We start from the raw sequence: 16670 nt of genomic DNA, 5'->3' as shown, positions 1-16670 counted from the left end.
CCATACCACAGGAGAGAGCGTTCCATGAGCACGATCGAAGCGACCACCGCCGATCAGGTCGGCGCGGACGGAACGCCCCTGCGGGTCACGGCGACGCCGGCGGCCATCGCCCTGATCGAGGAATTGCGGGCCGAGCACGGGCCGGTGATGTTCCACCAATCGGGCGGGTGCTGCGACGGGTCCTCGCCCATGTGCTACCCGGTGGGCGATTTCCTCACCGGCGACAGCGATGTCCATCTCGGCCAGGTGGCCGGCGCCGATTTCTGGATCAGCCGCCCGCAATTCCAGGTCTGGAAGCACACCCACCTGATCCTCGACGTGGTGCCCGGCCGCGGCGGCATGTTCTCCCTGGAGAACGGCCGCGACCGGCGCTTCCTCATCCGCTCGCGGATTTTTACGGACGCGGAAAACACCGCGCTCGAAGGCGCGTGCCGGATCTGAGCCGGAGGCCATGCGTCCGGGTAGCCCGGACCTGACCTGCCCGATCCCCGTCGCGCATGGTCGCGACCGCCCGTTCCTGGACGCCCGGCATCAGCCCTCGCACCCGGCCGCGGGGTCGAGCGGGGCCAGGGCGGCCGCGATGGCCGTCACGTCGCCGGCCGGGTCCGTGCGGTGAGCTTGTTGCCATCGGGTTCGCGAAGGTAGGCGACGAAGGCCCCGTTCGGACGCTCTGCGGGCGGGCTCTCGATCGCGGTGCCCCCATGCTCCGTACCGGCCCGATGCCACGCCAGGACATGATCGCGGCTCGCCGCGGCGATGCCGATCGTTCCGCCGTTGGCCGCGGTTGCCGGCTTGCCGTCGATGGGCTTCGTGACCATCAGTCGACCGCCTTCATGGGAATAGATCAGCCTGCCTCTGGCATCCATCTCGCCGGGCTCGGCGCCCAATGCGGCGAAGGTAGCGTCGTAGAAGGCTCGGGCCCGCTCCAGGTCGTTGCTGCCGATCATCACGTGAGTGAACATCGCTTCTCTCCGGAAAAGGGGTGGAACGACATGGCCTTGGCCGAGCACGCGGACGGGCCGTCACCCGCTGCGCCGGAGTCTTCCGGGGGGGGGTGACGGCCGGCAGGCCGGTTTCGACCACTCGGGGGAAGGACGAGCCTCTCGGCTCACCCCACCTTCACCCGCCAGATGTCGTCGGCGTATTCGCGCATGGAGCGGTCGGAGGAGAACCAGGCCATCCGGGCGGTGTTGAGGATGGCCTTCCGCCACCAGCTCCGCGTGTCGATCCAGGCGGCGTCGATCTCGCGCTGGATGCGCCAGTAATCGTCGAAATCGACGGTGAGCAGGTAGCGGTCGTTGTGGCGCAGGTCGTCCACGATCGGCTGGAAGCGGCCGCGCTCCTCCGGGGAGAAACCGCCCGCCTCGATGAAGGCGAGGGCGGCGGCGAGGCGCGGCGAGGCCGCGATGGCCCTGGCGGCGTAATCCGGCTCGGCCGAACGCTTCTGAACCCCGGCCGCGTCGAGGCCGAAGATGAAGATGTTGTCGGCCCCCACATGGTCGCGGATCTCGATATTGGCGCCGTCGAGGGTGCCGACGGTGAGGGCGCCGTTGAGCGCCAGCTTCATGTTGCCGGTGCCCGACGCCTCCATGCCGGCGGTGGAGATCTGCTCCGACAGGTCGGAGGCCGGGGTGATCGCCTCGGCGAGGCTGACGCGGTAGTTGGGCAGGAACACCACCTTGAGCCGGCCGGCGACGTCCGGGTCGCCGTTGACGAGCTTGGCCACATCGCAGGCGAGCTTGATGATGAGCTTGGCCTGGACGTAGCTCGGCGCCGCCTTTCCGCCGAAGATCTTGACGCGGGGCGTCCAGTCCTTGTGCGGCTCGGCCTTGATCGCCTGATAGAGCGCCACGGTCTCGATGACGTTGAGGAGCTGGCGCTTGTATTCGTGGATGCGCTTGATCTGCGTGTCGAACAGGGCCGAGGGATTGACGACGATGCCGGTCGTCTCGGCCACCACCTTGGCCAGCGCCTCCTTGCGGGACTTGCGCATGGCGGCGTAGCGCGCCTGGAAGGCGGGATCGGCAGCGTGGTCGGCGAGCCCCAGCAGCGCCTCGGGATCGTCGAGGACGCGCGGGCCCACCACCTCCACCGCGAGCTTCGTCAGCTCGGGGTTACAGTTGTGGAGCCAGCGCCGGAAGGTGATGCCGTTGGTCTTGTTGACGATCTTGTCGGTGTCGAGGGCGTGGAGGTCCTTGAACACCGTGGAGCGCATCAGGTCGGTGTGGAGCGCCGAGACGCCGTTCACCCGGCGGGCGCCGAGGAAGGCGAGATGGCCCATCCGGACGCGCTTGCCGTTGGCCTCGTCGATGAGCGAGACCGAGGCGAGCTGCGCCGCGTCGGCCCTGCCGTGCCGGCCCTGCTCTTCGAGATGCATCCAGTTGATGAGGTAGATGATCTGCATATGGCGCGGCAGCAACCGCTCCATCAGCTCCACCGGCCAGGTCTCCAGGGCCTCGGGCAGGAGGGTGTGGTTGGTGTAGCTCAGGGTATGGGTGGTGATGTGCCAGGCATCCTCCCAGGCGAGGCCATGATCCTCGAGGAGGATGCGCATCAGCTCCGGCACGGCGATGGCGGGGTGGGTGTCGTTGAGCTGGATCGCGGCATGGTCGGGCAAGGAGCGCAGGTCGCCGCGCTCGGCCGCGTGCCGGGAGACGAGGTCCTGCAGCGAGGCGGAGGTGAAGAAGTATTCCTGGCGCAGGCGCAGTTCCTGGCCGGTCTCCGAGGAATCGCTCGGATAGAGCACCCGGGAGATCGCCTCGACCTTGGAGCGGGCCGCCACCGCGCCCACGTGGTCGCCGCCGTTGAAGCGGGCGAGTTCGAGGGGCGAATCCGCCTCCGCCTTCCAGAGGCGCAGGGTGTTGACGTGCTTGCCCCGCCAGCCGACCACGGGGACGTCGTGCGCCACGGCCCGCACGGTCTCGGCCGGGTGCCAGTGCCGACGGATCACCCCGTCTGAGATCGCCGACATGGTGACGTGGCCGCCGAACCCGATCGTGTAGGTGGCCTCGGGCCGGACGAACTCCCAGGGATTTCCTTCCGCGAGCCAGGTCTCCGGCGCCTCCTTCTGCCAGCCGTCCTCCAGGGATTGCTTGAACAGGCCGTGATCGTAGCGGATGCCGTAGCCGATGGCGGGGATCGACAGGCTCGCCATGCTCTCCATGAAACAGGCGGCGAGACGGCCGAGACCGCCATTGCCGAGGGCCGCGTCCGGTTCGGCCGCCTCGACGTCGCCGAGATCGATGCCGAGGTCGCGCAAGGCGCGGCGGGTGGTCTCCACGAGGCCGAGATTGTTCATGGCGTCGGACAGGAGCCGGCCGATGAGGAATTCGAGGGAGAGGTAATAGACGCGCTTGTTGGGAATGCTGGTGGACCGGCCGTCCATGCAGGCATCGACGATCCGGTCGCGCAGGGCCAGGGCCGTGGCGGCGAACCAGTCGCGCTCGCGCGCCGTCTCGGGGGTCTTGCCGATGGCATAGGCGAGCTTGGCGAGGATCGCCTCGCGCAGGTCGGCCACGGGATCGCCGGAGGCGGGCTTGGCGGGAGCGGTCCAGCTCGGCCTGGCCTGCGTCTCCGCGGCGGCGGTGCGGGTGCCGATATCCTCGCTCCGGGCGGTGGCGGCCAGGATTTCGTTCAGCATGGTCTCATTCCCCCTCAGTGTCGCTGCCGCAGAGCGTTGTTCGTCACCTGCTTCTTCCGGCGGTGACCCGTGCGGCGGCGTCGCTATGGACAGGTCGGCCTTCGAGGATCGACCGATCCCGCCGACGGTGACCGATCCCCGCGATTCGCCTGTCTCCCATCCAAACCGTGCGGGAATGAGACCATTTAGCGCTAAAGGTTTCATGAATGCGGCAGAAGCGCGCTGGCGCGGCAACACCCGGCCACGCCCGGCGGGGTCGCTCGACGGGGTCGCTTGGCGCTCCGGCACAGGCTAGGCTGTGGCCGATATCGGGGCGTGAATCGGGGGACGGATGACGTCAGGCGAGGCGACTGTTCTGGATCTGGCGAAAGCCGTCTGGTGGAAGCGGGGGACCGTCTATCAGGTCTATCCGCGTTCGTTCCAGGACACGGACGGCGACGGTGTCGGCGATCTCCCCGGCATCACGCGCCGCCTCGACTATCTCGCCTGGCTCGGCGTCGACGCCGTCTGGATCTCGCCGATCTACCCGTCGCCCATGGCCGATTACGGCTACGACGTCGCCGATTATTGCGGCGTCGACCCGCTTTTCGGCAGCCTCGCCGACCTCGACGCGTTGATCGCGGAGGCCCATGCCCGCCGGCTCAGGGTCATCCTCGACTTCGTGCCGAACCACTCCTCCATCGCGCATCCCTGGTTCGGAGAGAGCCGCGCCTCGCGCGAGAATCCGCGGCGGGACTGGTACATCTGGCGCGATCCGGCGCCGGATGGCGGGCCGCCCAACAACTGGCTGAGCAATTTCGGCGGCCCGGCCTGGACCTTCGACGCGGCAAGCGGCCAATACTATTATCACGCCTTCCTCGCCGAACAGCCGGACCTGAACTGGCGCAACCCGGCGGTGCGGGAGGCGATGCACGACGTGCTGCGCTTCTGGCTCGACCGGGGCATCGACGGATTCCGCGTCGACGTGATCTGGCACCTGATGAAGGACGAGGGGTTTCGCGACAATCCGGCGAACCCCGACTTCCATCCCGAACAGCCGGAGATCAACCGGTTCGATCAGGTCTATTCCGCCGACCGCCCGGAGGTGTTCGACATCATCGCCGGGATGCGCCGCGTGCTCGACGCCTACAACGACCGGGTGCTGATCGGGGAGATCTACCTGCCGATCGAGCGGCTGGTGGCCTATTACGGCCCCGGCCTGTCCGGTGTCGATCTGCCGTTCAACTTCCAGCTGATCCAGACCCCGTGGCAGGCCGATGCCGTGGCGGCCCTGGTGGACGAGTACGAGGAGGCGTTGCCCCCCGGCGGCTGGCCGAACTGGGTGCTGGGCAACCACGACCAGCCCCGCATCGCCGCACGGATCGGCGAGGCGCAGGCGCGGATCGCGGCGATCCTCCTCCTGACGCTTCGCGGCACGCCCACGGTCTATTACGGCGACGAGATCGGCCTCGCCCATGTGGAGATCCCGCAGGAGCGGATGCGCGACCCCTGGGGGTTCAACGAGCCGGGCCATGGCCGCGACCCGGAGCGGACGCCGATGCAGTGGGACGACAGCGCGCATGCCGGCTTCAGCGAGGCCGAACCCTGGCTGCCCCTGAGCGCCGACCGGGACAGGCGGCACGTGGAGGGCCTGCGCGACGATTCCACCTCGATCCTCACCCTCTACCGGCGGCTCCTGCACCTGCGCCGCGCCTATCCCGCCCTGGCGGTGGGCAGCTACCGGCGCCTGGAGACCGACGGGCTCGACCATGTCCTCGCCTATGACAGGGTGGAGGCCGGCGAGACCGTGCGGATCGTCCTGAACTTCTCGGCAAGTCCGGTCCGGTTCTCCTTGGGCGGCGAATCAGGCTGGAGCGTCCTCCTCTCCACCCATCCCGGGCGGGCCGATATCGGCGCCTCGGAGGTGCTCGACGTGGCGGGGGACGAGGGCGTGATCCTGCTCAGACACCCCGATTGACCCCCGTCACGGGGAGGGACACGCAAAAAATTAATGCGGCGCGACATTTTCCCCGCGCCGCAGCAAACTGAACGTTGTATTAACCGACCCGGTGGCTTGAGTTGTGCATCGCGAAGAGCACGATCTGCCCTAGAGGTCTCCATCCTATGCCGGCGACGACCACCTCCAGTGCCGACCTGGCCCCACCGGTTTTCGCCTCAGGCGGGGCGGACGCCGGGGTGATCCGCGGCCTCTCGCTCCAGCCGCGCATTCTCTACGCGACCCCAGAGATGGCGGATTTCGTCAAGACCGGCGGCCTCGGCGAAGTCGCCGGAGCCCTGCCCCGGTCGCTGCGTCGCCACTACGACGTCCGCGTGCTCATTCCCGGCTATCGCCAGGTGGTGGACCGGTTCGATCACATCCCCGTCGTCGCCCATCTGCGGGGCCATGCCGGTATCCCGCCCTGCGATCTCGGCCTCATCGAGACGGGGGACGGGCTCAAGGTCTACATCATCCTCAGCGCGGACCTCTACCAGCGCGACGGCACGCCCTATGGCGACGCGCAGGGAGATTTTCGCGACAACGACCTGCGCTTCGCGCGCCTCAGCCTCGCGGCGGCTGAATTGACCGGCGGGGTCGATCCGTCCTGGTCGGCCGACCTCCTTCACCTCAACGACTGGCAGACGGCCCTCGCCCCCGCCTATCTCGAATGGACCGGGCAGCGCGTCCCCAGCGTCCTGACGATCCACAACCTCGCCTATCAGGGCCTGTTCCCGAGCGATTCACTTGGGCGCCTCGGCATCCCGGACGGCGCCTTCCAGATGGATGGCTGCGAGTTCTACGGCCACCTCTCCTTCCTCAAGGCCGGCATCTACTACGCCTCGCACGTCACCACGGTGAGCGAGACCTATGCCCGCGAGATCATGATGCCGGAATCCGGCTGCGGCCTCGACGGCCTGCTGCGCACGCGCGCCGCCCAGGGACGTCTCGCCGGCATCCTCAACGGGATCGACGAGAGCTGGGACCCGCGCACCGATCCCCACCTCGCCACGCGCTTCGAGGCCGACGACTGGAAGGGCAAGCGCGCCAATGCCGAGACGGTCCGCCGCCATTTCGGCCTTGCCGTCTCGCGCGGCCCGCTCTTCGCCATCGTCTCCCGCCTCGTCCACCAGAAGGGCATCGACCTCAGCCTCAGCGCGGCCGAGACCATCGTGGCCGAGGGCGGCCAGATCGTCGTGATCGGCGAGGGTGAGCGCCGGTTCGAGACCGCGCTCAGCGATCTCGCCCGCCGCCATCCGGATTCCGTCGGGGTCCAGGTGGGGTTCGAGGAGAAGGAGGCCCGGCGGATGTTCGCCGGAAGCGACTTCCTGCTGATGCCCTCGCGCTTCGAACCCTGCGGCCTCGCGCAGATGTACGCCCAGCGTTTCGGCTCGCTGCCGATCGTGCGCCGCACCGGCGGCCTCGCCGACACGGTGGAGGACGGGGTCACCGGCTTCACCTTTGGCGAAGCCTCGCAGAAGGGGTTCCTCGGCGCCGTCCGCCGCGCCCTCGACACGTTCGGCGAGAAGAAGCGCCTCAACGCCATGCGCCGCCGCGCCATGTCCCGCTCCTTCACATGGGACGGCGCGGCGATGGATTACTCGGCGCTCTACGCGCGGGCCCTGGGCAATGGCGGCGGGCTTCGCGCTCGCACGGTCTGATACCAGACCTCGATGAGTCTGACTCATCGAGGTCTGCCCGCGCGACTACGCGGCGGCGGTCGTCCGCCGGACCTCACTGACCCTGACCTATGGGTCAGAGTCAGTGAGACTTGGTATGAGCGCGGGCCTCGGACCGACGATCGATCCCACGAAAAAGGGCGCCGGTTCCTCGAACCGGCGCCCTTTCTCATATCATCGGCCCAACCGGCCCGATCTCAGCCTTCGCGCACGAAGATGATCGTCCCGAGCGGCGGCGCCGAAAGCACCACGGAATAGGGCTGGCCGTGGCTCTCCACGGCCTCCGCCTGGATGCCGCCCATGTTGCCGACGTTCGAGCCGCCGTAACGCTCGGAATCCGAGTTGATCGCCTCGCGGTAGAACCCCGCCTCCGGCACGCCGATCCGGTATCCCTCACGCGGGATCGGCGTGAAGTTGGAGACGACAACGGCGACCTCCCCCGGATTCGTCCCCTTGCGCGCCCAGGCGATGACGCTGTTGTCCTGGTCGTCGGAGACGAGCCACTGGAAGCCCGCGGCCTCGCAATCCCTCACATGGAGGGCGGGCGTCGAAGTGTAGAGGCGGTTCAGGTCGCGGACGAGATCCTTCACGCCGCGATGCAGCGGATCGTCGAGCAGATGCCAGTCGAGGCTCTGGTTGTGGTTCCACTCTTTCTGCTGGCCGAACTCGCCGCCCATGAAGAGCAGCTTCTTGCCCGGATGGCCCCACATGTAGCCGAAATACGCGCGCAGATTCGCGAATTTCTGCCAGCTGTCGCCCGGCATCTTGTCCAGCAGCGAGCCTTTTCCATGGACGACTTCGTCATGCGAGAGCGGCAGGATGAAGTTCTCGGAGAAGGCGTAGAGCAGGCCGAAGGTCAGGTCGTGGTGGTGATAGCGGCGATGGATCGTCTGCTTCGACATGAATTCCAGGGTGTCGTGCATCCACCCCATGTTCCACTTGAAGCCGAAGCCGAGACCGCCCGTATAGGTCGGGTGGGAGACGCCCGGCCAGGAAGTGGATTCCTCGGCGATGGTCATCGTACCCGGCGCGTGGCTGTAGGTCGCCTCGTTGGTCTTGCGCAGGAAGTTGATGGCGTCGAGATTCTCGTTGCCGCCGTATTGGTTGGGGATCCACTCGCCCTGCCGGCGCGAATAGTCGAGGTAGAGCATGGAGGCGACGGCATCCACGCGCAGGCCGTCGAGGTGGTAGTGTTCGAGCCAGAACCGGGCATTGGCGGCGAGGAAGCTCGACACCTCCGTGCGGCCGAAATTGTAGATGTAGGTCCCCCAATCCTGGTGGAAGCCCTGGCGCGGATCGGCATGTTCGTAGAGATGCGTCCCGTCGAACTGGCCCAGACCATGGGCGTCGAGGGGGAAGTGGCCCGGCACCCAGTCCAGCATCACGCCGATGCCGGCCTCGTGGGCCGCGTCGACGAAGGCGGCGAAGTCGTCCGGCGTACCGAAGCGGCTCGTCGGGGCGAACAGCGAGACCGGCTGGTAGCCCCACGAACCGTCGAACGGATATTCCGTGATCGGCAGCATCTCGATATGGGTGAAGCCCATCTCCTTGACGTAGGGGATCAGGCGCTCGCCCAGCTCCTTGTAGGTCAGGTAGCGGTTGCCCTCCTCGGCGACGCGCGCCCAGGAGCCCAGATGCACCTCGTAGATCGAGATGGCGGTGTGGCGCGGGTCCTTCTCGCCCCGCGTCGCCATCCACTTGGTGTCGTTCCAGACGGGCGCGTTCGTGCCCTGCAGCACCGAGGCCGTCTCGGGCGGCTTCTGCGCCGCGAAGGCGACGGGGTCGGCCTTCAGCGGCAGCAGCGACCCATCGGGTCCGCGGATCTCGAACTTGTAGTGGACGCCCGCGCGGAGACCCGGAACGAACAGCTCCCAGATCCCGCCGTTCTGCCAGAGCCGCATGGGATGGCGGCGGCCGTCCCAGTCGTTGAAATCGCCGACGATGCTCACCCGGCGGGCATTGGGCGCCCAGACCGCGAAGCGGAAGCCGTCTATACCGTCGAGGACCATGGATTGGGCGCCGAGCACCCGATAGGTGACGTCGCTGCCGATCTCGCGCAGGTTGTCGATGTCCTGCTGATGCAGCGACGAACCGAAGCTGTAGGGGTCGTGGCGCGGACGCTCTGTCCCGTCCCAGCCTTCCACCGCCAGTTCATAGAGCGGACGTCCCTCGCTCTGGACCCGGGCGACGTAGAACCCGTCCTGATGGCGCCGCTCGAACGGGATGCGCTTGCCCGCCGTGAGCAGGGAGGCGGATTTCGCCTCCGGCAGGATGGCCCGAACCTCCCACAGGCCGGGGCCGATCTGGTGTGGGCCGAGCACGGAGAACGGATCGCCATGATCCGCCCTCATCACGGCGGCCACCGCGTCCGGATGGACGCCTTGGACGGTCGACGAACCGGAATCGGGCTGGCGGGAACCTCCTGACGCAGCCGCCGGCTTCGCCGCCCTCTCGGACGGCGTCGGCTCGCGCTCGGACGTCTTCGCCAGCCTCTCGTCGATATCCGTCATTCAAACGCCTTTCTTGGTGTCGTCCAGAATTGTGAGAACCCCACGGGCTGGGATTTCGATCCAATCCGGACGGTTGTTGGCCTCGTAATCGACCTCGTAGAGGGCCTTCGCGAGGAGCGAGAGCGAGAGCAGCCGCGCCTCGGTCTCCGGGTCGGTCACCGCCGCGCGGCTCGTCGAGGCCACGCTGCGGTAGGCATCGAGGAAGGCGGCATCGATCATGCCACGCCAGGCGATCGACGCGCTCCGGGCCCGGCCTTCCGAATCCGCGAACCGCGCCGCGATCTCGCGCGTGACGGTCTCGGCCCCGTAGGCGAAGGAGCGCAGCATCCCGGCGACGTCGCGCAGCGGCGTCGACTTGGCGCGGCGCTCGTCGGCCGGCCGGGCGGGCTCGCCCTCGAAGTCGATGATGATGAGGTCGCTCTCGGAGGCGAGGACCTGACCGAGATGGAAGTCCCCGTGGATGCGGGTCTTGGTCGCCCCCACCGGCGGACGCGCCGTCATGTCCTCGATCAGGAGCTCGACCTCGCGGCGGCGACCGGCCAGCTCGGTGATCGCCGTGCTGGAGGTGCGTCCCGCCAGGGCGTCGAGGGCGCGGAAGGCCCTCTCGCCGAGGCGGCGCGCATCCTCGCCGAGGTCGCGCAGGTCGTCATGCGTGAACGGCTCCGGCGCGAAGGCCGGGTCGTCGGTCTCGATGGCGAAGGCGTTGTGCAGCTCGGCGGTGCGGCGACCGAGGAGCTCGGCCCAGCGCAGGTGCGGGGCGAAGGCCTCGGTCGGCGTCGGCGCCTCGCTTTCGGGCGCCAGCACGACGGTGTCGAAGTCCCGGCGCAGGCCTTCCAGCATCAGGGTCCAGGCATCGCCCTGGTTCGGCACGAAGGCCTGAAGCACGGCCAGCGCCGTCCGCGTCCCGTCCTCGGCCACGTGCTCGACGACGCCGAGAAGAGCCGGGGTGTTGGCGAAGCCCGCCTGTTCGGTGAGGAACCGGCCCACCTCGATCTCGGGATGGACGCCCGTCTGCATGCGGCGCAGGAGCTTGAGCATCATCTTCGAGCCGATGGCGATCGACGTGTTGCTCTGCTCCGCGTTCAGGCTGCGGACTTCCGCCAGGTCCACGGCCACGTCGCGATCGAAGGCCGAGGTATGGGAGAAGACGAGCTTGCCTGTCTCCGTCGGCAGTTCGATGCCGTTGCGCATCCCGTCGATGAGGGCGACCGAGAAGGCGGGCGAGGCGGAGGCCCCGAACAGGAGGCCCGTGCGCGGTCCGCGGCGGACGCGGGCGACCGCGTGCGACAGCAGCGTCTCGTCCTCGCGGCCCTCATCGACTCCGAGGGGCACGAAGTAGTCCTGACGCTCGCCGTTGGCGAGATGCACCGCAACCCGCGGCAGCAGGAAGCGGGTGGCGCCGCCGGCATCCTTCAGGGTGGCGCTGTCGATCACCGAGACCGACTTGATGCGGGTGCCCTTGGCGCCGAACCAGCGGCGGGTGCCGATGAATCGCGGCGCCACGGTGCGCTCGAAGGCGGTCCGCTCGCGTCCGGCCATCAGGGTCTCGACCCCGCCGGTGAGGACGAGGGTGAACAGTTCGGGCGTCTCCGGCTGCGGGCCGATCTGTCCGGCATTCGCGGCATTGAGGGAGAACCAGTAGAACCCGTAGGACGGCAGCGTGAGCAGATAGGGCAGCTCGCCGATGGCCGGGAATTCCGATCCGCCGGTGAGCTCGATCGGCACGGCGCTGCGGAACTCGGAGAGGTCGAGCTGCACCGCCTGCGGCGCGCGGGACAGGTTGGCGACGCAGAGCACGCGCTCGCCCTCGAACTCGCGGATCCAGGCCAGGACCTTGCGGTTGGTGGGATACAGGAACTGCATGCCGCCGCGCCCGAGGGCGACGGAGTTGTTGCGGATCGCGATCATGCGGCGCGTCCAGTTCAGCAGGCTGGTCTGCGACTGGGTCTGCGCCTCGACGTTGATGGCGTCGAAGCCGTAGATCGGGTCCTGCACCGAGGGCAGAAAGAGCTTGGCCGGGTTGGCGCGGGAGAAGCCGCCGTTGCGGTCGGGGGACCATTGCATCGGGGTGCGCACGCCGTCGCGGTCGCCGAGATAGATGTTGTCGCCCATGCCGATCTCGTCGCCGTAGTAGAGCACCGGCGTGCCGGGCATCGACAGGACGAGGGATTTCATCAGCTCGATCTTGCGGCGGTCGTTCTCCAGGAGCGGAGCCAGACGGCGGCGGATGCCGAGGTTGATGCGGGCGCGGCGCTCGGCGGCGTAGAACGACCAGAGGTAGTCACGCTCTTCCGCCGTGACCATCTCGAGGGTGAGCTCGTCGTGGTTGCGCAGGAAGATCGCCCATTGGCAGCCCTCCGGGATCTCAGGCGTCTGGCGCATGATGTCGGTGATCGGGTGCCGGTCCTCGCGGGCGATCGCCATGTACATGCGCGGCATCAGCGGGAAGTGGAACGCCATGTGGCATTCGTCGCCGTCGCCGAAATACTGCGCGGTCTCCTCCGGCCACTGGTTGGCTTCCGCCAGCAGCATCCGGTCCGGGTAGCTCGCGTCCAGCGCCGCGCGGATCGCCTTGATGACCGTGTGGGTCTCCGGCAGGTTCTCGCAATTCGTGCCGTCGCGCTCGATCAGGTAGGGGATCGCGTCCAGCCGCAGGCCGTCGACGCCCATGTCGAGCCAGTAGCGCATGACCTCAATCACCCCCTCCAGCACGGCGGGGTTGTCGAAGTTGAGATCCGGCTGGTGGCTGTAAAACCGGTGCCAGAAATACTGCTTGGCGACGGGATCCCAGGTCCAGTTCGAGGTCTCGGTGTCGAGGAAGATGATGCGCGTGTCCGAATACGGCGTGTCGGTGTCCGACCAGACGTAGAAGTCACGCTCAGGCGAGCCGGCCGGCGCCTCTCGGGCGCGCTGGAACCAGGGATGCTGGTCCGAGGTGTGGTTGATGACGAGCTCGGTGATGACGCGCAGGCCGCGGTCATGGGCCGCCTCCACGAACTTCCGGAATTCCTCCATCGTCCCGTAGGACGGGTTCACGTCGCGGTAGTCGCCGATATCGTAGCCGTCGTCGCGCAGGGGCGAGGGATAGAACGGCATCAGCCAGATGGCGGTGACCCCGAGGTCCCGCACATAATCCAGTTTCTGCGTCAGGCCCTCGAAATCGCCGATCCCATCGTTGTTCGAGTCGAAGAACGACTTGACGTGGATCTGATAGATGATGGCGTCACGGTACCATTGCGGATCGCTACGATCGATCATCGCGTCGTTGCCTCATGCGTCGGGTTCAGGGGCGTGTTCGGCGTCACAGCGGCACCGTTCGCGGATACGAACGGTGCCGGCCGCGTCGTCCGCAGCTTTGGCACCTTCTTCTGGGCGACAACGCGACGGACGGCTGAAAACTCGAAGGTTTGTGCTGACACGCGGGCCGCTACTCCGCAACCCGGCGGGGCGCGCGCAGACGCCAGATCACCGCCGACCGCTCCGCCGGATCGAGGGCGATGCGGTGGGACTTGCCGCGCAGCTCGAACGTGTAGCCGAGCAGCAGGTCCTCCACCTCGACGGACCCGTCATCGGGCTGTCCGAGGAGCCAGAGCGGCACCTCGTAGGTGCATTCCTGGCGGTTCTTCGGATCGAGGTTGACCATCACGAAGATGCAATTGTCGCCCTCGGGCGTCGTCTTGGCATAGGCGACGATCTGGTCGTTATACGCCCCCGTGAAGGTGATGTTGCGGAAGTCCCAGAGCGCCGGGTTCTCCTGCCGGATGCGGTTGAGCTTGATGATGTGCGCGCGGATGTTGCCCGGCGCATGGTAGTCCCAGGCCTTCAGCTCGTATTTCTCGGAGTTGAGGTACTCTTCCTTGCCCGGATAAGGGGCTGCCTCGCACATCTCGAAGCCGTTATAGATGCCGTAGACCGAGGACAGCGTCGCCGCCAATGTCGCCCGCACGACGAAGCCGGCGCGGCCGCTGGTCTGGAGATAGACCGGGTTGATGTCCGGCGTGTTGGCGAAGAAATTCGGCCGGTAATACTCGCCCATCTCGCCGGCGAGCTCGGTGGAATAGTCGATGAGCTCCTGCTTCGTGTTGCGCCAGGTGAAGTAGGTGTAGCTCTGCTGGTAGCCGGCCTTGGCGAGCTTCTTCATCATCTTCGGCCGGGTGAAGGCCTCGGCGAGGAAGATCACGTCGGGATAGCGCGCGTTTACTTCGCCGATCATCCATTCCCAGAACGGAATCGGCTTGGTGTGCGGGTTGTCGACCCGGAAGATGCGGGCGCCGAGTTCGGCCCAGCCCATGACGATGTCGCGCAGCTCGATCCAGAGGGAGGGCAGCGCGCCGCCGTAGAAATGGACGTTGGAGATGTCCTCGTACTTCTTGGGCGGGTTCTCGGCGAATTTCAGCGTCCCGTCGGGACGCCATTCGAACCATTCCGGGTGGTTCTTGATCCAGGGATGGTCGGGCGAGCACTGGATCGCGAAATCGAGGGCGATCTCCATGCCGTAGGCGTGGCTCGCGGCGACGAGCCGACGGAAGTCGTCGAGGGTGCCGAGTTCGGGATGGACCGCCTCGTGCCCGCCCGCCTCCGAACCGACCGCGTAGACCGAGCCGACATCGCCGTCGAGCGCCGTGAGGGTGTTGTTCTTGCCCTTGCGGTTGGTCTTCCCGATCGGGTGGATCGGCGTGAAGTAGAGCACGTCGAAGCCGAGCTCGCGGATCTCGGGTAGGCGCCGGATCACGTCGTCGAACGTGCCGTGGCGGTTCACGTCCATCGACTGCGAGCGCGGGAAGATCTCGTACCAGGCCGAGAACCGGGCCGCGAGACGGTCGGCGATCACCGGCACGTTCACCGGGTAGCGCGAGCGGTTGACCCGCTCGGCATGCCTGCGGATCAGGGACGCGGTCTCGGGCGCGAGGATGAGGTCGAGCTGCGCCGCCGATCCGGTCTTCTCGGCGGCAAGAGCCGAAACGACCGCCTGCAGCCGGGCCTGATCCGGCCCGGTGGCGAGGTCCGCCGCACCCTGCACGAAGCTGACGCCCTCGATGGTCTCGAGGCGCACGTCGACGCCCGCATCGCGCTTCTTCAGGGTGTCGCGGATCCAGGACGAGAAGGCGTCGCGCCAGGCCTCGATGGTGAATTCGTAGCGGGCATTGTGTTCGAGGGGAAAGGAGCCGCTCCAGCGGTCGTTGTCCACGAACACCATGCGGTCGAAGCGCCACTCCTCCGCGCCGACGATGCGCGACAGGATCGCGGCATCGATGATCTCGTGGCCGTCGCTGAAGATGTCGGCGGTGACCGTCACCTCTTCGCCGACCACGCGCTTGACCGGGGAACGGCCCCCGTCGATCTCGGGCGACACCGCCTCGATGACGACGCGGCCTTCGCCGGACGGCGTCGAGGGCGCCGGGGGCTTGGTCACCACACGCCGTTCGGCGGCGAGGATGCGGATTTCCCCCGGAGCGAGGTCGAGGCTCGTGCCGGGGAGGAAGTCGATGGGCTCCGCTTCCGGCGTGACATCCTGGAAGCGGTCGAGCATCCCGCCCGTCCGCGCAACCAGCGGGCCGGCATCCACCGCCACCGCCACGGGGCCGGGATTGAACAGGACGAGGGTGGCGTGGCGCGCCGAGGCGCCGTGTCCGGTGTCGAACTTGAGGAGCGCCACGTAATCCGCGTCTGGCGCCGAAATGCGGGACTGGGCACCCTCGACATTGGCGGAGGCGAGGCTGGCCTTCAGGGCGTTGATGGCGGTGACATAGCCGGAAATGTCGATGCCGGTGTCGGATTCGCGGGAATCCGGCGTGGTCTCGACCACGTGCAGGGCGCGGCGGTAGCCCCATTCGTAGCCGATGGGCAGGAGCACGCCGGCCGAGAAGAAGGCGGCCAGGGCGTAGCGCGCCTTCAGGTGCCGCGCGACCGCATCCGCACCGCCGCCGAGGCCGGCGGCGAGGCGGGGCATGTCGTGGTTCTCGGGGAAGGCAATGGAGGGGGCGATCACGCGCAGGCGGTCGTATTGCTCCAGCGCCCACGGCGCCTTCAGGTCCCACCAGGCGAAGGAGTTGAACAGGTAGTCGAAGCCGGCCCCGGCCGTGGCCTGGGCCTCCTCGAAGGTGCAACCGAGGGTCTCGGCGGCGAACAGGCAATCGGGCTCCAGCGCCTTGGCGGCACCGATCAGGCCGCGCCAGACATCCGGCGGCACCTTGTAGGCGGCGTCGCAGCGGAACCCGCCGACCCCGAGATCCTGCATCCGGTTGATGTAGCCGGCCCAGAGCCGGGTCAGCTCCTCCCTGGCGTCGGCCGAATGGTAGTTCAGTTCGGCGAGATCGCCCCAGACCGTACGGATCGACGGATCGTCCGGGTCCACGGCCGCCGGGCTCTCGATATTGCCGGCCTCGTCGCGCAGGAACAGGTCCGGCCGGTCCCGCGCGAGCGGGCCGTCCTTGGCGGTGTGGTTGATGACGAGGTCGGTCATCACGCCGATGCCGTGCGCGGCGGCGGCGGCGCAGAAGCGCCGGATCTGCTCGTCGTCCGAGGTGCCGTCATCGTCGCGGAACCGCTCGTCGAGCCGGTCCGGATCGGAGACCGCGTAGAGGCTGCGCGAGCCGCCGGTCTGGTGGAACGGGTTGAGGTAGATCCAGTCGAACCCCATCCCGGCGATGCGGGGAAGCTCCGCCGTCCAGGCGGAGACCCGCCCGACGAGGAGGGGGAACAGGTTGTAGATGCGCGGCCCCTCGGCGCGGGGGGCGAGGCCCGCAGGCAGCGCCACGGTTCCGGCTTCGGTCCGCTCGGCGGAGATCTTGGCTGGGCTCGGCGCGTTCATGCGTACTCCGTTCTGGTTTGGCGTGTCCCCCCTCCCGTGGGAGGCCCCCCGCATG

General features: G+C 67.8%; 8 protein-coding genes. 3 read left to right on the top strand and 5 right to left on the bottom strand.

The annotated features are described in order from the left end of the window. Window positions 1-24 precede the first annotated feature (24 nt). Window positions 25-441: a DUF779 domain-containing protein gene (locus tag MKK51_RS12345; RefSeq protein WP_243977422.1), complete on the top strand. Its 417-nt coding sequence runs from the start codon at window positions 25-27 to the stop codon at window positions 439-441. Window positions 442-587: 146 nt separating this feature from the next. On the opposite strand, the gene MKK51_RS12340 is transcribed toward MKK51_RS12345, so the two are convergent. Beyond that, on the bottom strand, window positions 588-962 hold the full coding sequence (locus MKK51_RS12340) for a VOC family protein (protein ID WP_243977420.1): 375 nt from the start codon (window positions 960-962) through the stop codon (window positions 588-590). Window positions 963-1108: 146 nt separating this feature from the next. After that, window positions 1109-3640, bottom strand: coding sequence for a glycogen/starch/alpha-glucan phosphorylase (locus MKK51_RS12335; RefSeq protein ID WP_243977418.1), 2532 nt, complete (start codon window positions 3638-3640; stop codon window positions 1109-1111). A 331-nt stretch (window positions 3641-3971) separates the two neighbouring features. Between MKK51_RS12335 and MKK51_RS12330 the strand changes: the two genes are divergently transcribed. Then, on the top strand, window positions 3972-5597 hold the full coding sequence (locus tag MKK51_RS12330) for an alpha-amylase family glycosyl hydrolase (protein WP_243977417.1): 1626 nt from the start codon (window positions 3972-3974) through the stop codon (window positions 5595-5597). Between the two features lie 146 nt (window positions 5598-5743). Then, entirely contained in the window at window positions 5744-7276 is a 1533-nt protein-coding gene (gene glgA, locus MKK51_RS12325; protein WP_279601103.1) for a glycogen synthase GlgA, read from the top strand. Window positions 7277-7491: 215 nt separating this feature from the next. Here the strand turns inward: glgA and glgB are convergent, their stop codons facing one another. From glgB to MKK51_RS12310, 3 genes are all read right to left on the bottom strand, one after another. Further along, on the bottom strand, window positions 7492-9804 hold the full coding sequence (gene glgB, locus MKK51_RS12320) for a 1,4-alpha-glucan branching protein GlgB (protein WP_243977415.1): 2313 nt from the start codon (window positions 9802-9804) through the stop codon (window positions 7492-7494). Then, window positions 9805-13062, bottom strand: coding sequence for a maltose alpha-D-glucosyltransferase (gene treS / locus MKK51_RS12315; protein WP_243977413.1), 3258 nt, complete (start codon window positions 13060-13062; stop codon window positions 9805-9807). Window positions 13063-13231: 169 nt separating this feature from the next. Further along, window positions 13232-16615: a maltotransferase domain-containing protein gene (locus MKK51_RS12310; protein ID WP_243977411.1), complete on the bottom strand. Its 3384-nt coding sequence runs from the start codon at window positions 16613-16615 to the stop codon at window positions 13232-13234. Between the last annotated feature and the right edge of the window lie 55 nt (window positions 16616-16670).

Source organism: Methylobacterium sp. E-045, from assembly GCF_022829685.1.
In the GTDB taxonomy this organism is placed as follows: Bacteria; Pseudomonadota; Alphaproteobacteria; order Rhizobiales; family Beijerinckiaceae; genus Methylobacterium.
Note: the sequence above shows the minus strand (reverse complement) of the source record. Positions and strands in the feature narration are given on the sequence as shown.